This is a genomic window from Janthinobacterium sp. SUN137, assembly GCF_030587265.1.
GTDB lineage: Bacteria > Pseudomonadota > Gammaproteobacteria > Burkholderiales > Burkholderiaceae_D > Janthinobacterium > Janthinobacterium kumbetense.
The window spans coordinates 543157-567665 of sequence record NZ_JAPWHZ010000001.1 but is presented as its reverse complement, the minus strand read 5'-3'; the positions used below and the strand labels follow the sequence as shown (position 1 = coordinate 567665).

Annotated in this window: 25 protein-coding genes; 16 read left to right on the top strand and 9 right to left on the bottom strand. The window is 64.6% G+C overall.

All coding sequences use genetic code 11. The features are described from left to right. Nucleotides 1-21: 21 nt before the first annotated feature. Nucleotides 22-2484: a hypothetical protein gene (locus O3298_RS02645; RefSeq protein ID WP_305058455.1), complete on the bottom strand. Its 2463-nt coding sequence runs from the start codon at nt 2482-2484 to the stop codon at nt 22-24. A gap of 79 nt (nt 2485-2563) precedes the next feature. Next, nucleotides 2564-3343, bottom strand: coding sequence for a helix-turn-helix transcriptional regulator (locus O3298_RS02640; RefSeq protein ID WP_305058454.1), 780 nt, complete (start codon nt 3341-3343; stop codon nt 2564-2566). A 107-nt stretch (nt 3344-3450) separates the two neighbouring features. On the opposite strand from O3298_RS02640, the gene O3298_RS02635 reads away from it, so the two are divergent. Then, a complete protein-coding gene (locus O3298_RS02635) occupies nt 3451-4341 on the top strand; it encodes a DMT family transporter (protein ID WP_305058453.1) in 891 nt (296 codons plus the stop codon). Nucleotides 4342-4379: 38 nt separating this feature from the next. Then, on the top strand, nt 4380-4976 hold the full coding sequence (locus O3298_RS02630) for an O-methyltransferase (protein WP_180278714.1): 597 nt from the start codon (nt 4380-4382) through the stop codon (nt 4974-4976). A gap of 8 nt (nt 4977-4984) precedes the next feature. Here the strand turns inward: O3298_RS02630 and O3298_RS02625 are convergent, their stop codons facing one another. Continuing rightward, nucleotides 4985-5494, bottom strand: coding sequence for a GAF domain-containing protein (locus O3298_RS02625; RefSeq protein ID WP_369811505.1), 510 nt, complete (start codon nt 5492-5494; stop codon nt 4985-4987). A 68-nt stretch (nt 5495-5562) separates the two neighbouring features. Next, on the bottom strand, nt 5563-6453 hold the full coding sequence (locus O3298_RS02620) for a LysR family transcriptional regulator (RefSeq protein ID WP_305058452.1): 891 nt from the start codon (nt 6451-6453) through the stop codon (nt 5563-5565). An 89-nt stretch (nt 6454-6542) separates the two neighbouring features. On the opposite strand from O3298_RS02620, the gene O3298_RS02615 reads away from it, so the two are divergent. The 8 genes from O3298_RS02615 to O3298_RS02580 all read left to right on the top strand — a co-directional run bounded on the left by O3298_RS02615 (nt 6543) and on the right by O3298_RS02580 (nt 15337). Beyond that, nucleotides 6543-7529 (top strand): aldo/keto reductase, encoded by a 987-nt coding sequence (locus O3298_RS02615; RefSeq protein ID WP_305058451.1) that lies wholly within the window; start codon nt 6543-6545, stop codon nt 7527-7529. 130 nt (nt 7530-7659) lie between these two features. Continuing rightward, nucleotides 7660-8493 carry a protein-glutamate O-methyltransferase CheR gene (locus O3298_RS02610; protein ID WP_034783398.1) on the top strand — a complete coding sequence of 278 codons (834 nt, stop codon included), beginning with the start codon at nt 7660-7662 and terminating at the stop codon, nt 8491-8493. A 1-nt stretch (nt 8494) separates the two neighbouring features. Continuing rightward, nucleotides 8495-9103 carry a chemotaxis protein CheB gene (locus O3298_RS02605; protein ID WP_099666975.1) on the top strand — a complete coding sequence of 203 codons (609 nt, stop codon included), beginning with the start codon at nt 8495-8497 and terminating at the stop codon, nt 9101-9103. Between the two features lie 106 nt (nt 9104-9209). Then, nucleotides 9210-10334, top strand: a complete 1125-nt coding sequence (locus tag O3298_RS02600; protein WP_099668411.1) for a hybrid sensor histidine kinase/response regulator — start codon at nt 9210-9212, stop codon at nt 10332-10334. Beyond that, nucleotides 10331-13735 carry a PAS domain S-box protein gene (locus tag O3298_RS02595; protein WP_305058450.1) on the top strand — a complete coding sequence of 1135 codons (3405 nt, stop codon included), beginning with the start codon at nt 10331-10333 and terminating at the stop codon, nt 13733-13735. Before O3298_RS02600 ends, O3298_RS02595 begins: the two co-directional genes overlap by 4 nt. Nucleotides 13736-13784: 49 nt before the next feature. Then, nucleotides 13785-14183 carry an MAPEG family protein gene (locus tag O3298_RS02590; RefSeq protein ID WP_099666977.1) on the top strand — a complete coding sequence of 133 codons (399 nt, stop codon included), beginning with the start codon at nt 13785-13787 and terminating at the stop codon, nt 14181-14183. A 312-nt stretch (nt 14184-14495) separates the two neighbouring features. Then, entirely contained in the window at nt 14496-14873 is a 378-nt protein-coding gene (locus O3298_RS02585; protein ID WP_305058448.1) for a KGG domain-containing protein, read from the top strand. A gap of 200 nt (nt 14874-15073) precedes the next feature. Next, nucleotides 15074-15337 (top strand): hypothetical protein, encoded by a 264-nt coding sequence (locus tag O3298_RS02580; RefSeq protein ID WP_077407571.1) that lies wholly within the window; start codon nt 15074-15076, stop codon nt 15335-15337. Nucleotides 15338-15477: 140 nt separating this feature from the next. Here the strand turns inward: O3298_RS02580 and O3298_RS02575 are convergent, their stop codons facing one another. Continuing rightward, nucleotides 15478-15975: a pyridoxamine 5'-phosphate oxidase family protein gene (locus O3298_RS02575; RefSeq protein WP_305058447.1), complete on the bottom strand. Its 498-nt coding sequence runs from the start codon at nt 15973-15975 to the stop codon at nt 15478-15480. Between the two features lie 273 nt (nt 15976-16248). Here O3298_RS02575 and O3298_RS02570 point away from each other — a divergent pair, with 273 nt between their 5' ends. The 6 genes from O3298_RS02570 to O3298_RS02545 all read left to right on the top strand — a co-directional run bounded on the left by O3298_RS02570 (nt 16249) and on the right by O3298_RS02545 (nt 21349). Further along, a complete protein-coding gene (locus O3298_RS02570; protein ID WP_305056143.1) occupies nt 16249-16902 on the top strand; it encodes a PepSY-associated TM helix domain-containing protein in 654 nt (217 codons plus the stop codon). Nucleotides 16903-16935: 33 nt separating this feature from the next. Then, nucleotides 16936-17451 carry a DUF2271 domain-containing protein gene (locus tag O3298_RS02565; RefSeq protein WP_077407565.1) on the top strand — a complete coding sequence of 172 codons (516 nt, stop codon included), beginning with the start codon at nt 16936-16938 and terminating at the stop codon, nt 17449-17451. A gap of 10 nt (nt 17452-17461) precedes the next feature. After that, nucleotides 17462-18286, top strand: a complete 825-nt coding sequence (locus O3298_RS02560) for a DUF4198 domain-containing protein (protein WP_305058446.1) — start codon at nt 17462-17464, stop codon at nt 18284-18286. Nucleotides 18287-18316: 30 nt separating this feature from the next. Further along, nucleotides 18317-19348, top strand: a complete 1032-nt coding sequence (locus tag O3298_RS02555; protein ID WP_305058445.1) for an FAD:protein FMN transferase — start codon at nt 18317-18319, stop codon at nt 19346-19348. A gap of 12 nt (nt 19349-19360) precedes the next feature. Then, entirely contained in the window at nt 19361-20725 is a 1365-nt protein-coding gene (locus O3298_RS02550) for a sulfite reductase subunit alpha (RefSeq protein ID WP_305058444.1), read from the top strand. A gap of 72 nt (nt 20726-20797) precedes the next feature. Further along, complete coding sequence (locus O3298_RS02545; protein ID WP_305052834.1) at nt 20798-21349, top strand: glutathione peroxidase; 552 nt, start codon at nt 20798-20800, stop codon at nt 21347-21349. Between the two features lie 27 nt (nt 21350-21376). Here O3298_RS02545 and O3298_RS02540 read toward each other — a convergent pair whose 3' ends face one another. The 4 genes from O3298_RS02540 to O3298_RS02525 all read right to left on the bottom strand — a co-directional run bounded on the left by O3298_RS02540 (nt 21377) and on the right by O3298_RS02525 (nt 24305). Continuing rightward, a complete protein-coding gene (locus tag O3298_RS02540) occupies nt 21377-22603 on the bottom strand; it encodes a DUF2325 domain-containing protein (RefSeq protein WP_305058443.1) in 1227 nt (408 codons plus the stop codon). Nucleotides 22604-22640: 37 nt separating this feature from the next. Continuing rightward, nucleotides 22641-22967 (bottom strand): hypothetical protein, encoded by a 327-nt coding sequence (locus O3298_RS02535; RefSeq protein WP_251350423.1) that lies wholly within the window; start codon nt 22965-22967, stop codon nt 22641-22643. Nucleotides 22968-23052: 85 nt separating this feature from the next. Next, nucleotides 23053-23250 (bottom strand): hemin uptake protein HemP, encoded by a 198-nt coding sequence (hemP, locus tag O3298_RS02530; protein WP_034750559.1) that lies wholly within the window; start codon nt 23248-23250, stop codon nt 23053-23055. 248 nt (nt 23251-23498) lie between these two features. Further along, nucleotides 23499-24305: a Crp/Fnr family transcriptional regulator gene (locus O3298_RS02525; RefSeq protein ID WP_035821063.1), complete on the bottom strand. Its 807-nt coding sequence runs from the start codon at nt 24303-24305 to the stop codon at nt 23499-23501. Nucleotides 24306-24509 lie beyond the last annotated feature (204 nt).

Here is a 24509-nt window from a genome sequence, read left to right as displayed (position 1 = left end):
GGGCTTTTTCTCAGGTGCTCCTTAAGGCTGTCCCTGGGCCACGGCCTTGATCGCGCGCTCCTCGCCCATGGCGGCGGCGATCTTCCAGCGCTGCATGGCGCTGGCGCGGTCCGGGCGTTTCAGGCCCGCGCCTTCCCAGTCCATCAGGCCCAGGTTGTAGATGTCGCCCGCGCTGCCCTTGTCGGCGGCCAGGGTGAACCATTTGCGCGCTTCCTTGTGGTTGACGGGAATCTGGTAGCCGCGCACGTGGTACAGGCCCAATAAGTGCATGGCTTGCGCATTGCCCTTATTCGCGGCCTGTTTCAGCAGGTCGAGTCCGCGCGCCATATTGCGCGGCTCCTGCCAGCCTTCGGCCAGCATCACGCCCTTCGCCGTCAGCGCATAGCTGTCGTTCTTTACCAGGCCCTTGCCGATCAGGGGCTTGGCGGCCACCTGGCGCGCTTCGCGCTGCTGCGCCGTTGGCGCGGTGATAGGGCCGGGCTTGCCTTCGCCCATCAGCAGCATCCAGCCATACAGGCCGTACGCGCCGGCGTCGCCCTTGCCGACTAGGCTTTCCAGCATGGCCAGCGCCTGCGCCTTGTCGCCATTTTCATACAGCTTGACGGCCTTGGCGCTGCTCGCGTCCTGCGGCACGGCGGCCGGCGCATGGGGCGCGACGGGCGCCGACGCCATGGCCGTTTGCTGTGGCGCGGAAACCGGGTGCACGCGCGTCGGCAAGCCATAGCTGGCGGCCAGCACGGCCAGGCTGGCGGGGGCGAGGATCAGCACTTGCGCCAGCTGGTTGCGGCGGCCCTTGCCGGCGATGCCCATGGCCCGTTCGGCCTGCCGTTCACCGCCCAGCGCCTCGCTGAGTACCGTCTTGACCTTGCGGTTGAACAGCCAGTAACCGGCGCCCGTGACGAGCAGTCCGGCCACGGCAGCGGCACCGCGGCCGGCGAAGAACCAGGCGGCGATGGCGGCGGCCAGCGCGGCCAGCGCGCTTTTCCACCAGAACTGCTTGGCCAGCCGCGTGTAGACCTGGCGCAGGGCGCCCAGCACGCAGGTGCGCACGTTCTGCGCATAGTCGGCGGAAACGACGTCGACGTGCGCGTGGTCCGCGTCGCCGCTGAGGACCGATTCGATCACGTCCGCATTCAGTTCCGAGGCGGCCACGTCGCGCAGCGGCGTCAATAAACCCTGGACGTGGGCCGAGAACAGGCCGTCGTCGGCGCTGCCGGCCAGCGCATCGCTGAGCGCCTTGAGGTCGCCGCGCAGCAGCTTTTCCACGATGTCGTCGAGCGTCAGCCAGCGCAAGTCCGTACCGTACGCCACCAGGTGATGTTTTTCCGCGTTGCACGATGCGTCCAGGCGCACGATGCGCAGCTTGCCGCCATACAGGGCGTCGACTTCCTGCGGCTGGTCTTCATTGTAAATGCTCACTTTCGCCAGGGCCAGGCTGCTGGTGATGGCTGCCAGTGAGTGCACGCTCTCCTTGTCGCGGATGCGGCGCGCGTCGTCCGGCGCCTGCTTGGGCAGGCTGACGCTGTAGCCGGGAGCCACGTGCACGTCGACCCAGGCCGCCTTGCCCACCTTGCCGGAGCCGTCGCAGGGGTTGCAGCGCAAGTCGCCCACGCCGCTGCAGGTGCGGCACGTAACCTTGCCGCTGGCGCGGCACGTGCCGCAATTGATGTTGCCGGAACCGTGGCACGTGTTGCAGCTGACCTTGCCGAAGCTGCAATGGTAGCAAGAGCGGTATTCGGTGCGGTATTGCGTGCGCGTTTCGCTGTGGTAGCTGGTGTGCGAGCTGCCGTTGCTGTAGGTGGTAGTGGGCACTTGCACCGTGACGTAATCGGTGACTTGCTCGGACACCGTGCCGCTGCCGCTGCAATACGAGCACGACACCTTGCCGCTGCCGTAGCAGCCATACGCGTCGCAGCTGACGGTGCGCCCGCCGTGGCAATTCCAGCACGTTTCCGTCGTCGCGCCATAACAGGTGTGGCAGCCGATGCGACCTTTGCCGGAACAGTTGCTGCAGGTATCGAGGTGCCAGTACTTGACGGCGTGCGGCAGGTAGACGCCCGCCTTGACGCCGTTGTAGGCCTGGCCCGCCTGGCGCAAGGCATTGTCGAGCTTGCCCGCCGCGCGGCGCAGCCGCTCCTTTTCCTGCGCGTGAGCGAGCGCTCCCACTTCGTGCGAGCCACAGCGACAGTCATTGCCCGCCGGCGCGAAGTAGCCATTGATGACGCGCTGCTCGAAGCGCGCCTCGAGCGCGTAATTGGCTTGCAGGGAAAAATCCTGCAGCACGTCTTCCTCGCCCAGCGGCGTGATGTCGTGCGGCTCGAAGCGCGTCTTGTCCTGCACCAGGGTGCGCAGCTTGCCCAGCACGGTGGGCATGTCTTCCTTGTCGAGCTTGATGGGCGCGGGCGCCGTCACGGCCGTCGCTGATGCCTGGGGCATGTCCTCGCTGCCTTGGGTATCGGTGGCCGTGTCGGTGCTGGGGTTCATGCGCGTCCTTTTGCTCTCTGGAAAGATGTTTGAATTTTAGCATCCCCATATGACAAGGCGGCTACCCCTGGCCCCTTTTTCAGCGCAGGCCGCGGCGGAACTGGTCCGGCGTGCCGCCGCCTTGACGGCGGAACATGGCGATGAAGGCCGAGGCCGTGCTGTAGCCCAGTTCCAGCGCGATCGCTTGCACGGTTGCTCCCTGTTCCAGCAGGGGCAGGGCGGCCAGGAAGCGCTGGCGCTGGCGCCATTCGCCGAACGGCATGCCCAGTTCGCGCTGGCAGCGCCGGGCCAGCGTGCGCTCGGTCACATGCAATTGCGCGGCCCACTCGGCCAGTGAGCGGTTACTGCCGGGATCAAGCTGCAGGGCGGCCAGCAGCGTCGCGATGACGGGTTCGTCGCTGCCGGGCAAATAGTTGCGGCTGCACGGCGCCAGCTCCAACTGGTCGACCAGCACTTGCGCCAGGCGCTGGTCGGCGGCCGTGGCGGGCGTGGTGACGCCCCGTTCGGCAAAGTCGCCGAGGATGGCCTTGAGCAGTGGACTGAGCACCAGCGCGCACGGCTGCGCCGGCAACTGCGCGCACAGGCTGGCATCGATGTAGGCGGAGTGAAACACCACATCCTGGCGGATATAGCCGTCGTGCAAGGTTTCGGGCGGTATCCACACGGCGTACTGGGGCGGCGACAGGTAACGCTGGCCCGCCACCATGATTTCCATCACGCCCGTGGAGCAATACGTGAGCTGGCCCCACGGATGGCTCTGGTAATCGAATTGCTGGTGCGCGTGGTAATCGTCGAGGCGAAAGTACACGGGATAGGGCAGGGCGTCGGAAACGGCGGGAAAGTGCTGGTTGCTGGCCATCGGATCTCCTGTTTTGTCCTGTTCTTTGCATCGTTTGTCCGATATGCATTATATCCATGGAATCGGACCATGCGAAAATGGTGCTCGTTGAATAGTGGAGTTCCTGCATGAAAGCCAAGCATTATCTGTTTCCCGTGATCGCCGTGCTGATCTGGGCCATCAATACCATCGTCAGCAAGATGGCCGTGGGCGTGATCGATCCGGCCGCCATCTCGTTCTACCGCTGGCTGCTGGCCGGCGTGCTGCTGGCGCTCGTGTTTGGCCGCGCTGTGTGGAAGCAGCGGGTCGTGGTGAAACCATATCTTGGGAAACTGTTTGTGCTCGGCATGTTGGGCATGGTCATGTACCAGTGCCTCGCGTACATCGCGGCGCAAACGACGACGGCCACCAACATGGGCATCCTCGCATCGCTGATGCCGCTGCTGGCCGTGGGCCTGTCCGTCTTGTTGTTGAAAGAGGCGCCCACCGTGGGCGGCGTGTTCGGCGGCTTCGTGTCCTTGCTGGGACTCGGCTACTTGCTCAGCCATGGCGACCCGGCCGCCCTGATCGCCCATGGCGCGGCCGTGGGCGACGCCCTGATGCTGCTGGCGTGCCTGTCGTATGCGGGCTATGGCGTGCTGCTCAAGCGCTGGAAGATTCCCCTGAATAACTGGCACTCCCTGCTGATCCAGGTGTGGTGCGCCGTGCCCGTGCTGTTCGTGTATTACCTGAGCCAGTCGGCGCCGCCCGTCACCAGCGCCGGCTTGCCGCTGGTGCTGTTTGCCGGCATCCCCGCATCCATCATCGCGCCGTTCTTGTGGATGCATGGCCTGGCCAAGCTGGGCCCGAGCCGCGCCACGACCTTGATGAATCTGCTGCCCGTGTTCACGGTGACTATCGCCATGCTGTTCCTCGGTGAAACCTTGCACAGCTACGATGTGATTGGCGGCGGCGTGACCCTGCTGGGCGTGGTGATGGTGCAGTACCTGAAACGCCCATTGAAGCGCGCACAAGCGTAGTATTTTTGCTATGCTGATGTTTTGCACAAGGAGGCGGCATGCACAGCATCGATACCCTCGATACCCTGTTAAGCGAACTCGAAGCATTCGGTAACACCAATGACGCGGCGCATACGGAGCGTGCCAGCCGCATGCTCAATATCACGCGCGACACGGGAGAATTGCTGGCCGTGCTGGTGCACGCGCGCGGTGCGCGGCGGGTGCTGGAAATCGGCACCTCGAACGGCTATTCCACCCTGTGGCTGGCGCGCGCGGTACAGCCGCTGGGCGGCAGCGTGGTGACGGTGGAAAAGGCGCAGGACAAGTTCGACATGGCACATGCCAACTTTGTGCGCGCGCAACTGCAAGGCGTGATTGGCCAGTTGCTGGCGGACGCGGGCGACGTGCTGCGCGATGCGGCTGACGGTGCCTACGATTTCATCTTCCTCGATTCCGCGCGCCAGCAATATGAGTCCTGGTGGCCGCAGCTGGACCGCGTGCTGGCGGCCGGCGGCGTGCTGGTGGTCGACAATGCCAGCTCGCACTACGCGGACATGGCCGGTTTTATCGACGCCATACGCGCCGACAGCCGCTACACGGCGTGCCTGGCGACGGTCGGCAAGGGCGAATTCATCGCCGTCAAGGCGGGCAACTAATTACTTAGTTACCCGGCGACGATAGTTTCTTCCAGTACGCGCACCAGCGATTCGACGCCTTGCGCGTCGACGTCGTCGAAGCGGCCGACCAGCGGGCTGTCGAGGTCGAACACGCCGATGATTTGACCTTGCGCAAACACGGGCACCACCAGTTCCGAGCGGGAATTAACGTCGCAGGCGATGTGACCGGGAAACGCGTGCACATCCTGTACGACGATGGACTTGCCTTCGACCACGGTGGTGCCGCACACCCCGCGACCCTTCTTGATGCGGATGCAGGCTGGCTTGCCCTGGAATGGACCCAGCACCAGTTCCTCGCCTTTCAGGAAGTAAAAGCCGGCCCAGTTGAGGCCCGGCATCGTATTGAAGACCAGCGAACTGAAGTTGGCCGTATTGGCGATGAAATCGCTCTCGCCGGCCAGCAAGCCTTGCAGCTGCGAACGCAGGTCCGCATACATGGCGTGCTTGGCTGCGGGGGTGTCGGTGCCGTAGGCGGCGTCGCTGATGGTAAACGTCATGGTCGTGGTGGCGCTGAAAAATGGGGAAGGCGCCATGGTAGCGCGTCTGGCGCATCCGCGCGCGGCGTTCACTTTTTCAGATGTTCTTGCGCCAGCCGGCGCAGCAGGGGCATGGCCGCATGGCCGTGGTCTGCCCGCCAGGCCAGGCCGATGCCGGCCGCCAATTCCTCGCCCTCCACCAATGGCCGGTAGGCCACGCCAGCCAGGCGCAGCGCGCGGAACGAGTCGGCCAGCAGGGCCATGCCCTTGCCGGCCGCCACGTCGCCGAGCAACACATGGTGGTCGGGCGCTTCGCGCAGGAAAATCGGCGCGAAACCATGCCGGCGGAAAACTACCTGGCAATGGTCGAAGAAGGCGGGCTGGCGCGCCCGTTCGAACCAGTAGACGGATTCCTGGGCGATGTCAAACAGGCTGAGCTTGCGCTTTTTCGCCAGCCGGTGCCCGGCGGGCAGGGCCAGCATCATGGGCTGGTGCGCCAGCGGCTGCACGGCCAACTCGAAGGTGGCGCTGGGCAAGGCCAGCAAGGCCGCATCGAGCTGGCCCTTGCGCACGCCGGCCACCAGGCGCGGCGAGGGGGCGGACGTCAGTTCCAGGCGGATACTGCCCAGTTGTCCTTCCAGCGCCGCCAGCAAGGGCCGGAACAGGCCAGCCGCCACGGAACTGGTCAAGCCCAGGCGCAGGCGCGCGGGCGCGCTGTCTTGCCGCAGCGACGTTTGCGCAATATCAAGCAAATCGAGGATGTGCAGCGCCTGCGGCAGCAAGGTATGCCCCGCCTGCGTCAAGGCCACGCCCTGCGTGTCGCGCTCGAACAATCGCGCGCCCAGCCGCTCTTCCAGCGCCTTGATGGCGCGCGACAGGGGCGGCTGGGTCATGTGCAATTGCTCCGCCGCCTGGCGGAAGTTCAGGCAGCGGGCGACGGCGAAAAACAGGCTCAAGGCATGGGTATCGAGGGCTCTCATACCAGAAAGGTATCACGAAATCGCGCATTCCCCCGCTGGCCGGCACGGCCTAGACTGGCTGCATCGAGTCAACACGTGAGGAGAGCAGCATGCAACAACGACGCATCGGCAATAGCGGCTTGACCAGCTCGGCACTGGGCCTGGGCTGCATGGGCATGTCGGAATTTTATGGTGCCACGGACGAGGCGCAATCGCTGGCCACCCTGGAAGCGGCCCTGGCGGCGGGCGTGACCCTGTTCGACACGGCCGACGCCTACGGTTTCGGCCACAACGAGCAATTGCTGGGACGATTTCTGGGCAACCATCGCGGCCAGGCCCTGGTCGCCACCAAGTGCGGCCTGGCGCGCGAGGCGGGCAGTTATGCGCGCCGCGTCGACAATTCCCCCGCCTACATCCGCCAGGCGTGCGAAGCGTCGCTGGCGCGCCTGGGCGTGGAGGCCATCGACCTGTTCTACCTGCACCGCCTGAACCTGGAGACGCCGCTGGAGGAATCGATGGGCGCGCTGGCGCAACTGCGGCAAGAGGGCAAGATCCGCGCCGTGGGCCTGTGCGAAGTGAGCGCCGCCACCTTGCGGCGCGCGGCGGCGCTTTGCCCCGTGGCGGCCGTGCAGAGCGAATACTCGCTGTGGACGCGCGAACCGGAGCAGGGCGTGCTGGCCGCCTGCCGCGACGTGGGCGCCAGCTTCTTTGCCTACAGCCCGCTGGGGCGCGGTTTCCTGACGGGCGCCATCGCCGATGCGGCCAGCCTTGACGCGGGGGATTTCCGCCAGTTCAATCCCCGTTTTTCATCCGACAACCTGGCGCGCAACCAGGCCATCGTCGCGCAGGTGAAGGACCTCGCGCGCGCCAAAGGCTGCACGCCGGCCCAGCTGGCGCTGGCCTGGCTGCTGGCGCAAGGCGACGACCTCATTCCCATTCCCGGCACCAAGCGCATCGCGTATTTGCACGACAACCTGGGCGCGCTGGCCGTGCGGCTGGACGGCGCGGAACTGGCGGCGATGAATGCCGCCTTTCCCTTGGGCATGGCGGCGGGAGCGCGTTACACGGAGGAAGGCATGAAGGGCGTGGATGCCTGAAAAAGATGGCGCAGTGTACGCCAGCGTACCTAACTGACACTTTCCTTGCGGGATAATCGCCGGCGATCTGCTAGCATTTGGCAGTGACTGCATGGTGTGCGTTGCACTGTGTTCAACGGTCAGGTATCCGATGAGGTGGATGTTGTTAGATGACGATATTTTCGATATAGAACTGAAATTGTTGCTTGAGGGAATCTTGTTGAGGTATCAGCACGATTTCCGCGATTATTCGGTGGCGTCGCTGCGCCGGCGCATGCGCCAGGCCATGGAGCGCTTCGGCTGCGCCAGCCTGTCGCAGTTGCAGGACCGCATCTTGCACGAGCCGGCCATGTTCGCGCAGATGCTGCAGTTTTTCACGGTGCAAGTGAGCGAGATGTTCCGCGATCCCGCGTATTTCCGCGCCTTGCGCGAAAAAGTCGTGCCCATCCTGCATACCTATCCCTCCATCAAGATATGGGTGGCCGGCTGCAGCAGCGGCGAAGAGGTGTGGTCGCTGGCCATCTTGCTGGAAGAGGAAGGCTTGCTTGAACGTAGCATGATTTACGCGACCGACATCAATGTGGAAGCGCTGGCCGCCGCCGAAGCGGGCATCTATCCGATCGAGCGCATCGCCCAGTTCAGCGAGAATTACCAGTTGGCGGGCGGCAAGCGCTCGCTGTCCGACTATTACACGGCCGCCTACAAGGGCGCCATCTTTGAGCGGCGCTTGCGGCGCCAGTTCGTCTTCGCCGACCACAGCCTGGCGACGGACAGCGTGTTTTCGGAGGTGCACATGGTTTCCTGCCGTAACGTCATGATTTATTTCAATAAAGACTTGCAAGACCGCAGCCTGGGCCTGTTCCACGAAGCGCTGGTGAACCGGGGCTTCCTCGGCCTGGGCATGAAGGAAAGCCTGCATTTCAGCCGCCATGCGGCCAGCTTCAACGAGCTGAGCCCGGCTGAACGCATCTTCCAGCGTGCCTGACATGTTGCCGACCTGCGACGTCGCGCCACCGCCCGCGGGCCTGCGCCTGATCGCCATCGGCGCCTCGGCCGGCGGCGTGGAAGCGCTGGGCATCGTGCTGCGCGCCTTGCCCGCCACCTGCCGCGCGGCCGTGGTCGTGGTGCTGCACCTGGCGCCGGGCCGTTCGAGCCAGTTGCCGCAGCTGTATGCGGAACGTTGCCAGCTGCCCTTGCGCGAAGCGCAGGACAAGGAACCCTTGCAGGGCGGCACCGTGTATTTCGCGCCGCCCGATTACCATTTGCAAGTCGAACCCGATGGCAGCTTTTCCCTGTCGCAGGAAGCGCCCGTGTATTTTTCGCGCCCGTCCATCGATGTCTTGCTGGAAACAGCCGCGTACGCCTACCGGCGCGCCATGCTGGCCATCATCCTGACGGGCGCCTCGGCCGACGGCGCGGCGGGCCTGGCGCGCGTGCGGCAGCTGGGCGGTAGTGCCTGGGTGCAAGACCCGCAGTTGGCCAGTTGTGGCATCATGCCGGCCGCCGCGCTCAAGCGGGCCGGCGCCGACCGCGTGCTCGATTTGCCGCAGATGGCTGCCAGCCTGGCCTTGCTCGGCGATGGTGAACACAAGTGAATGGGAATGGTGTAGTGCGTGTAATATATGTGAGAATTGAAACAATGTTTATGTCCATATCGAAACACGATGGCATCTTGCCGTTGCGATGCCTGAAGATGATTCCGTGACCGCCCCTATCCATATCCTCGTCGTTGACGACATCGCGCAAAACCTGGTCGCCGCCGAAGCTGTGCTGGCGCGGCCCGGTATTGTCATCCTGAAGGCCGGCTCGGGCGCCGAGGCGCTGGAATTGCTGTTGACGCATGACGTGGCGCTGGCCCTGATCGACGTGCAAATGCCGCAGATGGATGGTTTCGAGCTGGCCGAGCTGATACGCGGCAGCGAACGCACGCGCAGCATTCCCTTGATTTTTCTCACCGCCGCGTCGCGCGAACCGAGCTACAGTTTCCGTGGCTACGAGGCGGGCGCCGTTGATTTCCTGTACAAGCCCATCGACGTGAAAGCCTTGCAAAGCAAGGTGGCCGTGCTGGTCCAGCTGTACCAGCAGAAACGCGAGTTGTCGGCCCAGCTCGACGAGCTCAAGCATGCGCTGCACCTGAATGAACTGTTCACGGCCGTGCTGGGCCACGACTTGCGCACGCCCCTGTCGGTGGTGATGAACGGCGCCATGCTGTTGCCGATGATGAGCGACCACCCGAAGGTGATCGTCACGGCGCAGCGCATCGAAAGCAGCGCCAAACGCATGGCGCGCATGGTCGACCAGTTGCTGGACCTGGCGCGCATCCGTTCCGGCACGATGGAGTTGCGCAGCAGCACGCACGATTACCTGGCGCTGGCGCGCGCCATCGTCGAGGAATTCGAGACGGCCGGCCAGGCGCCCCTTGTCGAACTCAGCAGTGTTGGCGAGCTGCACGGGCAATGCGACGCGGGCTTGCTGTCGCAAGTCATCTCGAATTTGCTATGCAACGCCCTCACGCATGGCGAGGCGGGCGCGCCGGTGCAGCTGGCCCTGGACGGACGCGACGCCGACAGCATTGAATTGCGCATCGCCAATCGCGGCGTCATTCCCGCCGCCTTGCTGCCGACCCTGTTCGAGCCGTTCCAGCAGGCGGGCGAAAAGCGCAGGACGGGGCAGGGCCTGGGGCTGGGCCTGTACACGGTGAACATGTTCGTCAAGGCCCATGGCGGCACGGTCGAGCTCAGTTCGACGGACGCGCAGGGCACGCTGGCGACGGTGCGCATCCCGCGCCAGTGCCAGGTGCGCGTGCAAGCGGGATTGGCCACATGAGCGCGCCAGCCTGGCCGCGCGGCGGCGGCAATATGGGCGAGCTGGTGCGCCAGCGCGACTGGTCCGCCACCAGCCTGGGCGACCTCGATGGCTGGCCCGCCAATTTGCGCACCAGCGTCGACATCGTCCTCAATTCGCCGATGGCGATGGTGCTGATGTGGGGCCCGCAGCATGTGATGATTTACAACGACGACTACATCCAGATCGCCGGGGCGCGCCATCCGGCGGCGCTGGGCGGTACGGTGCCGGCCGTCTGGCCCGAAATCTGGGATTGGAACGCGCGCATCCTCGACGCGGGATTGCGCGGCGAGACGCAGGTGCACCGCGAGTGCTGCCTGCCGCTGTTGCGCGGCGGACAGCACGCGGATGTCTGCTTCGACCTGTTTTACACGCCCGTGCATGGCGCCGGCGGCCAGGTCGATGGCGTGCTGTGCACGGCGCTGGAATTGACGGCGCGCATGGAGGAGGGGCGCCAGCTGAAACTGGCCACGGCCGAACTGGGCGAGCTCAATACCACCTTGCAAGCCGAGAGCGAGGCCGTGCGCGCGGCCAACCGCCGCCTGGGCGAGGAACGCGCGCTGCTTCGCGCCCTGTTCCAGCAGGCGCCCAGCTTCATGGCCATGTTGCGCGGGCCGCAGCACGTGTTCGAATTGGCGAATGAACATTATCTGCGCCTGGTCGGACGCCCCGAGCTTGAGCTGCTGGGCAAGACAGTCGAAGTGGCCTTGCCCGAAGTCAAGGCGCAAGGTTTCATCGCGCTGCTCGACCAGGTCTACCGCACGGGCGAACCTTACGAAGGGCGCCAGGTCAAAGTGGATTTGCAGACGGCGGACGGGCAGACGGGCCAGCGCCACATCGATTTCGTCTACCAGCCCATCAAGGATGACGAGGGCGCGGTCACGGGCATCCTCGTCGAAGGCATCGATGTCACCGAGCGCATGGAAGGCGAGGAGCGGTTGCGCCTGGCCCAGCAGGCGGGCGGCATCGGCACCTTCGAGTGGTTCCCCGAGACGGGCGCGATGCTGGTGTCGCCCACCTTCCGCCGCCTGTGGGGCATTGCCGACGAGACGGAAGTGACGGAGCGCCTGCTGGTGAGCCTGGTCGATGCGCGCGACCAGCAAAAGGTCGGACCCAGCAAGCTGGATCTGGCGCCCAATCCCCTCGAATACGTGGAATACCGCATCCGCCGTCCCGCCGATGGCGCGCTGCGCTGGATCGCGCGCCAGGGCGAGGTGGTGGCCGGCCGCGTGCCGGGCCAACGCCGCTACGTGGGCGTGTCGTTCGACGTGACGGAGCGGCGCCAGATCGAGGATGAACTCAACGCCAGCCAGGAGCGCATGGCGGCCATTTTCGGCCAGGCTTCCGTGGGCTTGTCCGAGCTGGGCCTCGATGGCCGTTTCCAGCGTGTCAACGGCGCCCTGTGCCGCATGCTGGGACGTTCCGCCGAAGAACTGCTGAGCCTGAACATGAACGACATCATGCATCCGGCGGACGTGCCTGGCAACGGCGTGCTGTTCCAGCGCCTGGTGGAAACGGGCGAATCGTTCTCGCTGGAAAAGCGTTACCTGAAGCCCGATGGTTCGCAAGTGTGGGTGTCGAGCAATGTCAGCCGCCTGGTCGATGAGCAGGGTCATACGCGTTCCTTGATCGCCGTCAAGACGGACATCACGGACCGGCGCCGCGTAGAAAAGGCGCTGCATGAATTGAACGAAACGCTGGAACACCGGGTCGAACAGGAAGTGAATGAGCGCACCAAGGCCGAAGACGCCTTGCGCCAGGCGCAAAAGATGGAAGCCGTGGGCCAGTTGACGGGTGGCATCGCACACGACTTTAATAATGTGCTGCAAATCATTTCCGGCAATTTGCATTTGCTGCAGCACCTGGCGGGCACGGATGGCCTCATGCGCCAGCGCCTGGACACGGCGATCGCCGCCGTCGAGCGGGGCGCCAAGCTGTCGTCGCACCTGCTGGCGTTTGCGCGGCGCCAGCCCTTGCAACCGGTGGTGGCCGACCTGACGCGCGTGGTGCGCAACATGGATGCGCTGCTGCGGCGCGCCCTGGGCGAAGCGATCGACATCGTGCTGGTGGGCGGCGGCGGACTGTGGAATACCCTGGTCGACCGCAGCCAGATCGAGAACGTCATCCTCAACCTGGCCATCAATGCGCGCGACGCCATGGATGGCGTGGGCAAGCTGACCATCGAACTGGGCAACGTCGTGCTCGACGAACAGTATGTGCACAACCTGGTCGACGTGCCGGCGGGCCAGTACGTGATGCTGTCGGTGACCGATACGGGCCGCGGCATGAGCGGCCCCGTGCTGCAGCGCGCCTTCGAACCGTTCTTCACGACCAAGCCGGAAGGCGCGGGCACGGGCCTGGGCTTGTCGATGGCGTACGGCTTTGTCACGCAAAGCCGCGGCCATATCCGCATCTACAGTGAACCTGGCGTGGGCACGGGAGTCAAAATCTATTTGCCCCGTTCCCTGATGGCCGAAGCGGACGAGGAACTGGAGTTGAGCGGCGTCGTCACGGGCGGCACGGAAACGGTGCTGGTGGTGGAAGACGACGTGGGCGTGCGCACCACCGTGGTCGACATGCTGGGCGCGCTCGGCTACAAGGTGCTCAAGGCCGAGGATGGCGAAAGCGCGCTGGCCGTGCTGCACAGCGGTGCGCAGATTGACGTGCTGTTTACGGACGTGATCATGCCCGGTCCCGTCAGCAGCACGGAGATGGCGCGCCAGGCGCGCGAGTTGCAGCCCGATATCGCCGTCTTGTTTACCTCGGGCTACGCGCAGGATGTCATCGTGCACGAAGGCCGGCTCGATGCGGGGGTGGAATTGCTCAGCAAGCCATACCGGCGCGAAGAGCTGGCGCGCAAGCTGCGCCATGTGCTGGCCAACCGCCAGCAGCAAATGCGCGCGCGCCAGTTCGAACGGTCCGGCGCACCCGTGGCCGGCACGCTGGCAAGCGGCAGCACGGCGGCCAGCGTGCTGGGAGGCGGTACGCCGGGGCTGGACTTGACGGGCCATGCCTTGGTGCCGCAGGGGGACATGCCGACTTCGATGAAGATACTCGTGGTGGAAGATAATCTCGATTCCCAGCTGATGGTGTGCGAGCTGGTGGGCATGCTGGGCCACACGGTCAGCGGCGTGTCCGATGGCGAGGCGGCGTGGGAGTTGCTCAACGAGCAAGACTTCGATATCCTGTTTACGGATGTCAGCCTGCCCGGCATGTCCGGCATCGCACTGGCACGCATGGTGCTGCGCGATAAACCGGACATGCGCATCATCTTTTCCACCGGCTATGGCAAGGAATCGATGGATGAGCTGGGCTTTTCCGCCAGCGTCTTGCGCAAGCCCTATGATTTGATGGAGTTGCAAGCGGCACTCGACCAACCCTGACGGGCATGCGCCGGCACGGCCAGCCTGTCCCACCCTGCAGAGGTAAGGCATGACTCCTGAACTGACGATGCTGGCCTGTACCCTCGTGCTGGCGCTGGTGCAAATCCTGTTGCCCGCGCTGTTTCGCACGCGCGAGACGGGCACGGCGTATAACGTGAGCGCACGCGACGGCGAAGGCCCGCCCGTGGGCAAGATCACGGGCCGCTTGCAGCGGGCCCAGGCTAACCTGTTCGAAACCCTGCCCCTGTTCGCCGCCGCCGTGCTGATCGCCCACGTGACGGCGCAGGAAAGCGCGCTGACCCTGTATGGCGCCGCCCTGTACCTGGCCGCGCGCGTGCTGTACTTGCCCCTGTATGCGTTTGGCGTGCCCGTCGTGCGCACGCTCGTGTGGTGCGTATCGATTGCCGGTTTGCTGATGCTGTTCTGGGCCATCCTTTTCGCTTCCTGAATTCCCCGCCGCTGGCGTCCCGTGGCCGCGCGCCCGAGGCGATGCGCGGCAAGTTCCGATGCCGCCGTTCTCCAGCCGCCCTGGCGCCTGGCCGCGTGCGCTGCCTCGCTAACTGCTGAGTATCTGGTACTTTTGGTGGAAAACTGAAAGTAACTACGCCACCACGGGCGGGACTCATCCTACATGCGCTCTTGGCATCCTCCTATTTCTTGCACCCCATGCGCGCACTAAGATGACGGTTCCCTTGCCATGCGAGGGGAAAGAATTGCATGGTTTGCACTGTTTCTGATTCCATCGATCAAGGAGATCATCATGGCCACATCGAGCGACAATAAACAGCAAGGTAGTAAAACCAGTAGCAGCAGTAGCGGCAGCGGCAACAAGCAAAGCGATACCAGCAAACGGGGTTTCGCTTCCATGGATCCCGCCCAGCAGCGCGAAATCGCCAGCGAAGGGGGACGTGCCGCGCATGAAAAGGGCACGGCGCATGAATTCACGTCGGAAGAGGCGCGCCGCGCAGGCAGCCAAAGCCACAAGAACGATGCCAGCCGGCAAAGCGCCTCCAGCTCCAGCTCCAGCGGTACGCGCGACAATGCCAGCATGAACCAGGAGGGCAACCGCGACAGTGGCAACAAGCAAAGCGGCGGCGCGGGGTCGGGTTCGGGTTCCGCGGGGTCGCGCAACAAGTAGCAGCAAGTGGTAATGAGCGGTAGCGGTGACCATGGCCAGCGGCAGGCACGCCGCTGGCCATGGCCGCATCTGTCCGGTCGCCGCAAAATTTTGATGCAATGCAGCAGGCATGGACTATGATGAAATAGCTGCGCTGGCAAGGTGTAATCGCCTGGCAATCGCCGCGCAGTCAACTCGCATTGATGATCAGGGAGAAGATAATGGGCAACGCGAATACGCCGCAACCGGGCAATAGCCAGGGCGGCACGCCATCCACGGCGGGCAGCAAGCAAAGCACGGCCGACTCGGCCGAAAACTTTGTACTGGTCGATAGCGAGCAAGGTCTCGATATCGGCGACGATCTGTTTTCCATCGGCGAAGTGCGGCGCGCCGACCGCTTGCCGCATCACCAGTCCGGCTCCGCCGGGCAGAGCCGGCAGAGCGCCGACGATGCGCCCGACACCACGGGCAGTACGGGCGTCTGAGCTTCCCTTCCTGACTGTCTGACAATTTCCGCAGGGCCAGCCGCCGGGCGTGTTCGCGCACGGCGGCTGGTCGTTTCCCCTTGCGCGCGGACAACGTCGCCTGCTTGCCGGCGCGGGTAAGACTGGCAACCCGGCTCCGGCTACAGGTCGACGCGTCCGTGTTCGCCCAGATCCTTTGGCGGTTCGCCCGTGATGGCGGCCTTGGCCATTTCATAGAATTGCATCATCTTGCTGGCGCCGCTATCCCAGTATTCGGCTGACTGTATCGTTACCTTGATCAGCGACAGCTTCGGATCGTCGACACCGCCCGGGAACCAGGCTTTTAGCAGCGGGTTCCACAATTCTTCCGCCTTGGCGCGGTCCTTCAGCAACTGCGCGTGACCGCAGACGGACACATACAGGCTGTCGCCCGTATCGACAAAGCTGACGTTGACTTGTGGATTGTTCAGCAAGTCGCGCGTGTAGGCGGCTTCGTCCGAGACAAAGAACCAGATGTGCCCTTCGCTGTCCACCTGCTGCTGCGTCAGTGGCCGGCTGGTGAGGGTGCGCATGTCATCGCTGGTGGTCAGCATGCCGAATTTGACGTCCTTGATCCTGGCCGCGATGCTGGCCAGTTGTTCGCTGGAATATGTTTGCATGGGTGCTCCCTTGATGGTTGTCCTGAACAACAGCATAGGCGGGCGCGGCAGGCGGCTCTGTACGGCAGCTTACGTAGTGGCGACTGCCTGCCTCGCGCCATGTTTCAAAGCTGTTACAAAACGCTGGCCCGGCGGGGCGCCCCATGTATTGACTTAATAAATGATAATCATTATCATTTGTTTGAAAATGAGGCATGAACTTTGATTGAAGGATGGGAATGAAGCACACTGACTTGTCGCGCCACCTGGCCCGCTCCTTGCCGGGAGCGCTCGATGGGTAATGCGGGCGCAGCAGACAAGGCCAAGAACAACGCCAGCCGCGCCGTCTGGCTGAAGAACTTGCATCAATGGCACTGGATCAGCTCAGCGCTTTGCCTGCTGGGCATGTTTCTGTTCGCCATTACCGGCATCACCTTGAACCACGCCGGCCAGATCGAAGCCAAGCCGGCGATCACGCGCCAGAAGGCCGCGTTGCCGGTACCCCTCGTCACGCAACTGGCCGCGTATGCCGCCAAGCACGATGGCGCCAATGCGCCCATGCCGGCCGACGCCGAAGCCTGGCTCAAGCAGCAGTGGTCGCTCAATGCGGGCGGCCGTCCCGCCGAATGGTCGATCGACGAAGTCTACCTGCCGCTGCCCAGGGCGGGTGGCGACGCCTGGGTGCGCATCGGCCTGGAAGACGGGGCCGCCGAATACGAATTGACGGACCGGGGCTGGGTGTCCTGGCTCAACGATGTGCACAAGGGCCGCAACACGGGCGTGGCCTGGAGTTGGTTCATCGACATCTTTGCCGGCGCCTGCATCGTGTTTTGCCTGACGGGCTTATTGATTTTGAAGTTCCACGCGGCCAACCGGCCATTTACCTGGCCGATGGTTGGCCTCGGTATCTTGATACCCTGCGCGATCGCCTTGCTGTTTATTCACTGATCGTTTTTACTCTTACTTTCTTACAGGCACACCATGAAATTACGCTACACCCTGGCGCTTGGCCTTCCCCTGATCGGTACGTCGGCGATGGCGGCCGACCTGTCCCTCAAGCTTGAACTCCCGCAATTGAACGTGGCGGAATACCACCGTCCCTACGTGGCGGCGTGGCTGGAAACGGCGGACCAGAAGGTGGTTGGCAACCTGGCCGTGCTGTATGACGTGAAAAAGAAAGACAAGGTCGGTGAGAAGTGGCTGAAGGACATGCGCCAATGGTGGCGCAAGAGCGGCCGCGACCTGGCCATGCCGGTTGACGGCGTCAGCGGCGCCACGCGTGCGCCAGGCGAACATACCTTGACCTTCCCTGGCGCCAAGGCCTTGCTCGACAAGTTGCCGGCCGGCGAATACCAGGTGGTGGTGGAAGCGGCGCGCGAAGCGGGCGGACGCGAACTGGTGCGCGTGCCGTTCCAGTGGCCGCTGAAATCGGCCCAGTCCGTGCCAGCCAAAGGCAAGGAAGAACTCGGTAATGTCGTCGTCCAACTCAAACCATAAGGCGCACCCCATGTTCAAGCAATTCAACAAACCCCTGATCGCCCTGGCCCTGGCTGGCCTGGCCATGAACGCCCACGCCCACCGCGGCTGGATGGTGCCATCGAGCACGATGGTGGAAAGCAAGGACGCCTGGGTGACGGTGGATGCCGCCGTCTCCGACGGCCTGTTCGAGATCGACCACCAGCCGCTGCGCCTGGACGCGCTGCAAGTCATCGGCCCGGACGGCGCGAACGTCACGCCAGCAAATACGCTGACGGGCCGTTTGCGCAGCGTCTTCGACGTGAAAATGGAAAAGCCGGGCACGTATAAAGCGGCCATCGTGTCGCAAAACGTGATGGGCAGCTACACCGTGAACGGCGAGCAGAAGCGTTTCCGCGGCAACGAGGAAACCTTCAAGAAAGACGTGCCGGCCGACGCGAAAGACGTGAAAATCACGCGCACGGCAGCGCGCCTGGAAACTTTCTTCAGCAATGGCGAAACCAGCACGGAAGTGTTCAAACCGACGGGCGTGGGCCTGGAATTCGTGCCGGTGACGCACCCGAACGACTTGCGCGCGGGCGAGAAAGCCACCTGGCGTTTCTTGATCGATGGCAAGCCGGCGGCGAACCAGGCGTTCAGCCTGGTGCCAGGCGGCGTGCGCTATCGTGGCGTGCTGGGGGAAATCCGCCAGAGCACGGATGCCAAGGGCGAGATCACGTTCACCGTGCCGGCCGCCGGCATGTATTATCTGAGCAGCACCTGGCCAGCGGCCGCCCCAGCCGTGGCCGGCCAGCCGCCCGTGATGCCGGAGCGCCGCGCTACCTACGCGGCTTCCGTGGAAGTGCTGCCGCAGTAAGCGGCGGCATCTTCGCGAGCGAGAGCGCCGATGCGCCGGGTCCTGCTGCCGCAGCATATTTCCGATCAGGTCGCGCCGCCCGGCGCCGCGATCCGGGACTTGCGCGGCCTGTCGATGGGCACCAGCTGGTCGGTGCGCTTGCTGGAGCCCGCAATGCCGGGACGCGCGGGCAGCGCCGACCTGCAGCAGGGCTTGCAGCAGCAGCTGGATCTTGTTGTAGCGCAAATGAGCCACTGGGACGAGGACTCGGACCTGGGCCGCTTCAACCGGGCCGAGCCCGGCAGCTGGCACAGCCTGCCCGCCGCCTTTTGCGAAGTGCTGGGCTTTGCCATGCACGTGTCGCAGGCGTCCGGCGGCGCGTATGACCCGTGTGCCGGTACCCTCGTCAACCTGTGGGGCTTCGGTCCCCGCAAGCGCTACGATGAGCCCGGCTTCCTGCCGCCGAAAGACGATACCGTGGCGCTGCTGCTGGCGCAGCGCCAGCGCCGCCGCCTGGAACTGGACTTGCCGGCCCGCCGCGCGCGCCAGCCGGGCGGCTTGCAGCTGGACTTGTCCGCCGTGGCCAAGGGCTATGGCGTGGACCGCCTGGCCCGCTACCTGGACAGCCAGGGCATCCATCATTACCTGGTCGAAGTGGGCGGCGAGCTGCGCGGCGCCGGCAGCAAGCCCGACGGCCAGCCGTGGTGGGTGATGCTGGAACAGGTCGATGGCGCCGCCGATAATGCGCAGCATCCGCCGGAAATGCTGCTGGCGCTGCACGGCTTGTCCGTGGCGACCTCGGGCGATTACCGGCGTTTCTTCGAGGATGGCACGGTGCGTTTCTCGCACACCATCGACCCGCGCAGCGGCATGCCGATCGCTAATCAACTCGCTTCCGTCACCGTCGTGCACGCCGAATGCATGGCGGCCGATGCCTGGTCGACGGCCTTGACGGTGCTGGGCCCGGAAGCCGGCATGGCGCTGTCTGAAGAGCAGGGCCTGGCCGCGCGCTTCCTGCAGCGCGACGGCGATGGCTACCATGAAACGCTGAGCAGCCACATGCTGGCCATGCTCGACGAATGAACGATTGATTCCATGATTTTTACGCACGATACGACGCGGCTGGCCTTGCTGGCCGCCCTGTCCCTCAGTTATGCGGGCGTATGCCTGGCGCCCTGGCTGCGCGCGCGCGCCAGGCGCCGCGCGTCCGACGCCGCGAAGGCGGCGCTGGCCAACAGTCCCGCCTGGCTGGTGGCGTATGCGAGCCAGACGGGCAATGCCGAGGAACTGGCCACACAAACGGCGCAGAGCCTGCAACTGGCCGGCATTCCCGTGCGCCTGTGCGCGCTGGCCGACCTCACGGCCATTGATCTGCAACAAGCGGAACGGGCCTTGTTTTTGGTCAGCACGTATGGCGAAGGCGATGCGCCCGACAATGCGGCCGCCTTCATGGGCCGTTTGATGACGGGCGAACTGGCGCTGCCGCAATTGCACTACGCCGTGCTGGCCCTGGGTGACCGCAGCTATGGCCAGTTCTGCGGCTTCGGCCGCGCGCTCGATGCCTGGCTGGCGGAGCAGGGCGCCTCGCGGCTGTTCGAGCGCATCGAAGTCGACCGCAGCGCCAGCGCCACCATCGAGCAATGGTTCCAGCACCTGAGCCACCTGGCCGGCACCAGCGACGCGCCGGACTGGAGCGCGCCCGCATTCGGCGACTGGCGCCTGACGCGTCGGCAGTTGCTCAATCCCGGCAGCGCCGGCGGCCCCATCTATCACGTGGAACTGGCGCCCGTGGCGGGTAGCCTGCCTGACTGGCAGTCGGGCGACCTGGTGCAGGTGGCCGCGCCGCTTGATCCTGCGCAACCGCGCGAATATTCGATCGCCTCGATTCCGCGCGACGGCGGCGTGCACTTGCTGGTGCGCCAGCATGCGCATCCCGACGGCAGCCTGGGCCTGGCCTCGGGCTGGCTCACGGCGCAGGCCGCTGTCGGCGACGTGGTGCAACTGCGCTTGCGCCAGCACCGGCGTTTCCGCCTGGAAGACAATGCCCAGCGGCCCCTGATTTTAATTGGCAACGGCAGCGGCATCGCCGGCTTGCGCGGCCATTTGAAAAGCCGCGTGCTGGCAGGGCAGCGGCGCAATTGGCTGATCTTTGGCGAACGCAACCTTGCCCATGATTTCCATTACCGAGAAGAGATTGAAGGCTGGCATGCCAGCGGCGACTTGCCGCGCCTGGACCTGGCGTTTTCGCGCGACCAGGCGGAGCGAACCTATGTGCAGGACCGCTTGCGCGGCAATGCCGATGAAATCAAATTGTGGCTGCAGCAGGGCGCGGCCATCTACATTTGCGGCAGCCTGGCCGGCATGGCGGGCGGCGTCGACCAGGCCCTGCAAGACATGCTGGGACGGCCCGCGCTCGACGCGCTGGCAGCGGAAGGGCGCTACCGGCGCGACGTCTACTGAGTTGTTGACGCCGCCAGCGCGTTCGCGCACACACGGCTATCATGATTGTTTTATCCGCCGAGGAGATACATCATGAGCGACAGTATTTACGACATTCCCTTGCGCCGCATCAATGGCGAACCCACCAGCCTGGATGCCTATCGCGGCAAGGTCGTGCTGGTGGTCAATGTCGCCTCCGCCTGCGGCTTGACGCCGCAGTACGAAGGACTGGAAAAGCTCTACGCCGACAAGCAGGCCGAGGGCCTGGTGGTGGCCGGTTTTCCCGCGAATGAATTCGGCGCGCAGGAGCCGGGCAGCAATGCCGAGATCGCCGATTTCTGCCGCGGCACCTTTGGCGTGCAATTTCCCCTGTTTGAAAAGATCGTCGTCAAGGGGCCGGGCCAGCATCCGCTGTACCAGCGCCTGGTGCAAGAGCAGCCGCGGGCGCAGGAAAAGCCGGGCAGCGATTTCCGCGCCAAGCTGGCCGGCTACGGCATCACGCAGGAGCAGCCGAGCGACGTGCTGTGGAATTTCGAGAAGTTTTTGATCAGCAAGGACGGCAAGGTGGTGGGGCGTTTCGCGCCCGACACCACGGTCGATGATGCGCTCTTGCGCGAAGCGATCGCGCGCGAGTTGCAGGCCTAAAGTTGCAGGCCTAAGTTTAGGCCCGGCTTAGTCGGCGGCGTCCAGCGCGGCCGGCTCCATCTCGCCACTGACTTCCTGCAAGCCCCGTGCCAGGCTGGAGATGCTGGGGTTGTCGATGAAGACGCAGCGCTTGCCCGTGCGCTTGCAATAATCCTTCACGCGCCAGTAGGCGCTGTGGCTGATGCAGCCCGTCTGGCAAATCACCAGGTCGGCCGCCGCCAGGCTCGAATCGAGCAGGTTGGCATTGTCTTCCAGGCCGCCGTCGTGGTGGGCGAATTGCGCGCCGACCCGCTCGATCAGGGCGCGGTAGGTGGCGACATTGCCGCTGCGCCCGCCCACGCACAGGACGCTTTGATCGACGAGGCGGATCGGCATTTTCAGCTTGCCGCCCGTCGGCACTTCCAGCTTCGGCGCCGGTGGCGGCACGGCCGCGGCCGGACGTGGCTGGGCTTGCTTCAAATCCGCGATTTGCTGGCGCAATTCCTTTTCGCGCTCATCCATTTGCGTCAGGCGTTCGACCAGGCGCGTGCGCGATTCCAGCGCCGGGATGGCCGCCTGCAATTGCGCCAGTTCCGCGCGCAAGCCGTCGATCACGCTGTCCTTGCCGATCGCTTCGGCACGCGTGCGCAGCAGCACGGCTTCCTGGCGTTCCAGTTCGCCCGTTTTTTCCATCAGTGCGGCCTGGCTGCGCTGTTGCAGCTTGGCCAGTTCGTGCGTCAGGCGCGCATTTTCTTCCTGCAAGGCCGTAAACTTGCCCATGTCGGCGCGCACGCAGGCGCCGGCCTGGTGCTGGATCATGTGCAAGTCTCTGCACATCTGCTCTTCCAGCTCGGCGTCGCAGCGCGGGTGCGTCAGGCCGGCCCAGAAAGCGCCCGACACGTCGCCGTTGGCGACGGCCGTGCGCCACAGTTCGGCCACTTGTTCCGTCGTCTTGGCGCCGCGAAAGCGCAGGATCACGGGGGCGTAGCGGCGTTCGAGTTCCTTTTGCAGCGCTTCGGACAGGCGGTTGCGCGCGCCGCATTCCGTCACGGCGCCCACGTGCACTTCGTAGTCGTCGGCCAGCACGCGCCCGCCCGTCATCTTGCCCACCAGCTTGCGCAAGTATCCCAGGGGCAAGCCCACGCCGACCAGCGGGCAATGACAGGTATGCGACAGTTCCCACAGCCGGCGGCGGCGGGAAGCGAGCGCGGCCGGTTCGGCCCCGCCGCTGGAACAATTGCTGATGACGGGCAGGGACTGGTCTTTGTCACACATGGCGATATCCTGTTGGACGATGGGGATGGAAAAGAAATTATTGCGGCAGGGGCGAGGCGGGGCGCTTGGCGCTCAGCATGCGTGCCAGGCGCTCAAGCCAGCTGGTCCTGGGCGGCGCGGGCCGGTGCAGCGCCACCAGGGCGGCCCATTGCTGCGACAGTTGCTGGCAGGTCGCTTGCAGCACGGGGCCCAGGCCGGGCGAGTTTGACAGCACTTGCAGATGGCGTTCGATGACACCCGCCAGTTTCTCGCAGGGACTGCCCGCATGGTAGTGCGACATCAGGTGCAGCACGGCCGACAGCAGCAGTTCAGGCTGTTGGCCTTGCGGAGGAGGAAACATCGGGGAAGGTCGGTCGTTCGCCATCAAACACTCCTGTGCGGTGGTTTGGCTGGCTGCGCGCACGGGGCACGACTGGCTGGCGAGTGTGGTGACTGGCTGCCGTGCTGCTTCAGGCAGTCAGGATCAGCTTGTTCAATTGGGTGACGCGCAGGCGATAGATCTTGCCGCTGTGCTCAATCTCCACTTCGCGGCCCTGCTGCAGCAGCGCTTCGCTGGTGATGCGGCGCGCCGGCTGGGCCATGCTGACGGGAGGACGGACGTGGGCGGTAGCGGCATCCTGGATCAAGGCTGGTTTTGAGCTTTGCATGTTGGGCTTTCTTTGTCTCAGTTGAGAATGATTCGTATTTGCATTATTGTTGAATGTGGCCCGAAAAGCAAGGCTTATTTGTGCGGAATCCGCGCTTTTTTACGGTGGGACGGCAGCGTGGGAGCGAGTGCTGCGCAAAGGCGGCCGCTGGCGCGGCGCGGAAGGGGGCGGCAGCAAAAAAGACCCGGCAAGGCAGTGCGCCTTGGCCGGGTCAAGCCTGTGCCAAGCTTGAGGAAATCGGGATGGGGCTAGATGGTGGCCAGCAATTGCGCCGAGGCGCTGGCGGCCGCGGTGGTATCGGCCTTGAGCTTGGCGGCGGCCAGCTGCTTGGCGCGCGAACGCGACGGCGGCAGGCGGCGCAGGGTTTTCAGGGCGTCCGGATCCTTGATGCCGATGGTGCGCTGGTCAACCGTGATCAGGCCGATTTCATTGAAGGCGGACAAGGTGCGGCTGACCGTTTCCAGGGTCAGGCCCAGGTAGCTGCCGATTTCGTGGCGCGTCATGCGCAGGTTGAACAGCTTGCTCGAGTAGCCCATCTGCGCAAAGCGGTCGGCCAGCGAGACGAGGAAGCGCGCCACGCGGGCTTCGGCGCTGAGGGCGCCCAGCATGCCGATCATGGCTTGCTCGCGCACCAGTTCGCGGCTCATCACGCCGTACATGACATTTTCCAGTTCCAAGTGGACACGGCCCAGCGCCGTGAGTTTCTTGAACGGCAGCAGGATCAGGTCGCAGTCGGACAGGGCCACCGCTTCCGAGGAATAGTGGCGCGAGTGGATACCGTCGACGCCCAGCATGTCGCCCTTCATGGGAAAGCTGAGTACCTGCTCATTGCCGAACTCATCGATGAGCACGGTTTTCAGGAAGCCCGAATTGACGATGTACAGGGTGTCGAACGGCTGGCCGATCGTATGCACGCGCTGGCCCGTCTTGAATTGCACGTGCTGGAACAGCAGTTCGTCGGCGGCGATGGTGCAGGCGCTGGAGATATGCAGCAGGTCGCACACCTCCTTCAGGTTCGACCAGAGCCGGCCCTGGCGCTGGCGTCCCGCTTCCATCGGAGCGGAGGGGGGCAGCGATGGTGAGGCGGCGCGGGTGTCGGGCATTTGCGTGGACAGCATGTTCATCTCCTGGTGACAGGTAGTTCAGAGTTGAATGACGGGGTGCGCGGGACGGCGGGCAGGCGTGGGCCGGCGGCGCGCGTTCGGGCAGGTAATGCTCAATTCGCTGAAGACTTGCTGTGTGATGAAATAACTTTCCAG

Coding starts and splice junctions, on each gene's coding strand:
- O3298_RS02540 (WP_305058443.1), bottom strand. CDS start 22,603: ATGTGTGACAAAGACCAGTCCCTGCCCGTCATCAGCAATTGTTCCAGC.
- O3298_RS02635 (WP_305058453.1), top strand. CDS start 3,451: ATGAAAGCCAAGCATTATCTGTTTCCCGTGATCGCCGTGCTGATCTGG.
- O3298_RS02590 (WP_099666977.1), top strand. CDS start 13,785: ATGACTCCTGAACTGACGATGCTGGCCTGTACCCTCGTGCTGGCGCTG.
- hemP (WP_034750559.1), bottom strand. CDS start 23,250: ATGCAAAGCTCAAAACCAGCCTTGATCCAGGATGCCGCTACCGCCCAC.
- O3298_RS02585 (WP_305058448.1), top strand. CDS start 14,496: ATGGCCACATCGAGCGACAATAAACAGCAAGGTAGTAAAACCAGTAGC.
- O3298_RS02535 (WP_251350423.1), bottom strand. CDS start 22,967: ATGGCGAACGACCGACCTTCCCCGATGTTTCCTCCTCCGCAAGGCCAA.
- O3298_RS02550 (WP_305058444.1), top strand. CDS start 19,361: ATGATTTTTACGCACGATACGACGCGGCTGGCCTTGCTGGCCGCCCTG.
- O3298_RS02575 (WP_305058447.1), bottom strand. CDS start 15,975: ATGCAAACATATTCCAGCGAACAACTGGCCAGCATCGCGGCCAGGATC.
- O3298_RS02595 (WP_305058450.1), top strand. CDS start 10,331: ATGAGCGCGCCAGCCTGGCCGCGCGGCGGCGGCAATATGGGCGAGCTG.
- O3298_RS02645 (WP_305058455.1), bottom strand. CDS start 2,484: ATGAACCCCAGCACCGACACGGCCACCGATACCCAAGGCAGCGAGGAC.
- O3298_RS02615 (WP_305058451.1), top strand. CDS start 6,543: ATGCAACAACGACGCATCGGCAATAGCGGCTTGACCAGCTCGGCACTG.
- O3298_RS02570 (WP_305056143.1), top strand. CDS start 16,249: ATGGGTAATGCGGGCGCAGCAGACAAGGCCAAGAACAACGCCAGCCGC.
- O3298_RS02525 (WP_035821063.1), bottom strand. CDS start 24,305: ATGGAAGCGGGACGCCAGCGCCAGGGCCGGCTCTGGTCGAACCTGAAG.
- O3298_RS02620 (WP_305058452.1), bottom strand. CDS start 6,453: ATGAGAGCCCTCGATACCCATGCCTTGAGCCTGTTTTTCGCCGTCGCC.
- O3298_RS02630 (WP_180278714.1), top strand. CDS start 4,380: ATGCACAGCATCGATACCCTCGATACCCTGTTAAGCGAACTCGAAGCA.
- O3298_RS02625 (WP_369811505.1), bottom strand. CDS start 5,494: ATGACGTTTACCATCAGCGACGCCGCCTACGGCACCGACACCCCCGCA.
- O3298_RS02580 (WP_077407571.1), top strand. CDS start 15,074: ATGGGCAACGCGAATACGCCGCAACCGGGCAATAGCCAGGGCGGCACG.
- O3298_RS02545 (WP_305052834.1), top strand. CDS start 20,798: ATGAGCGACAGTATTTACGACATTCCCTTGCGCCGCATCAATGGCGAA.
- O3298_RS02560 (WP_305058446.1), top strand. CDS start 17,462: ATGTTCAAGCAATTCAACAAACCCCTGATCGCCCTGGCCCTGGCTGGC.
- O3298_RS02605 (WP_099666975.1), top strand. CDS start 8,495: ATGTTGCCGACCTGCGACGTCGCGCCACCGCCCGCGGGCCTGCGCCTG.
- O3298_RS02610 (WP_034783398.1), top strand. CDS start 7,660: ATGAGGTGGATGTTGTTAGATGACGATATTTTCGATATAGAACTGAAA.
- O3298_RS02555 (WP_305058445.1), top strand. CDS start 18,317: ATGCGCCGGGTCCTGCTGCCGCAGCATATTTCCGATCAGGTCGCGCCG.
- O3298_RS02565 (WP_077407565.1), top strand. CDS start 16,936: ATGAAATTACGCTACACCCTGGCGCTTGGCCTTCCCCTGATCGGTACG.
- O3298_RS02640 (WP_305058454.1), bottom strand. CDS start 3,343: ATGGCCAGCAACCAGCACTTTCCCGCCGTTTCCGACGCCCTGCCCTAT.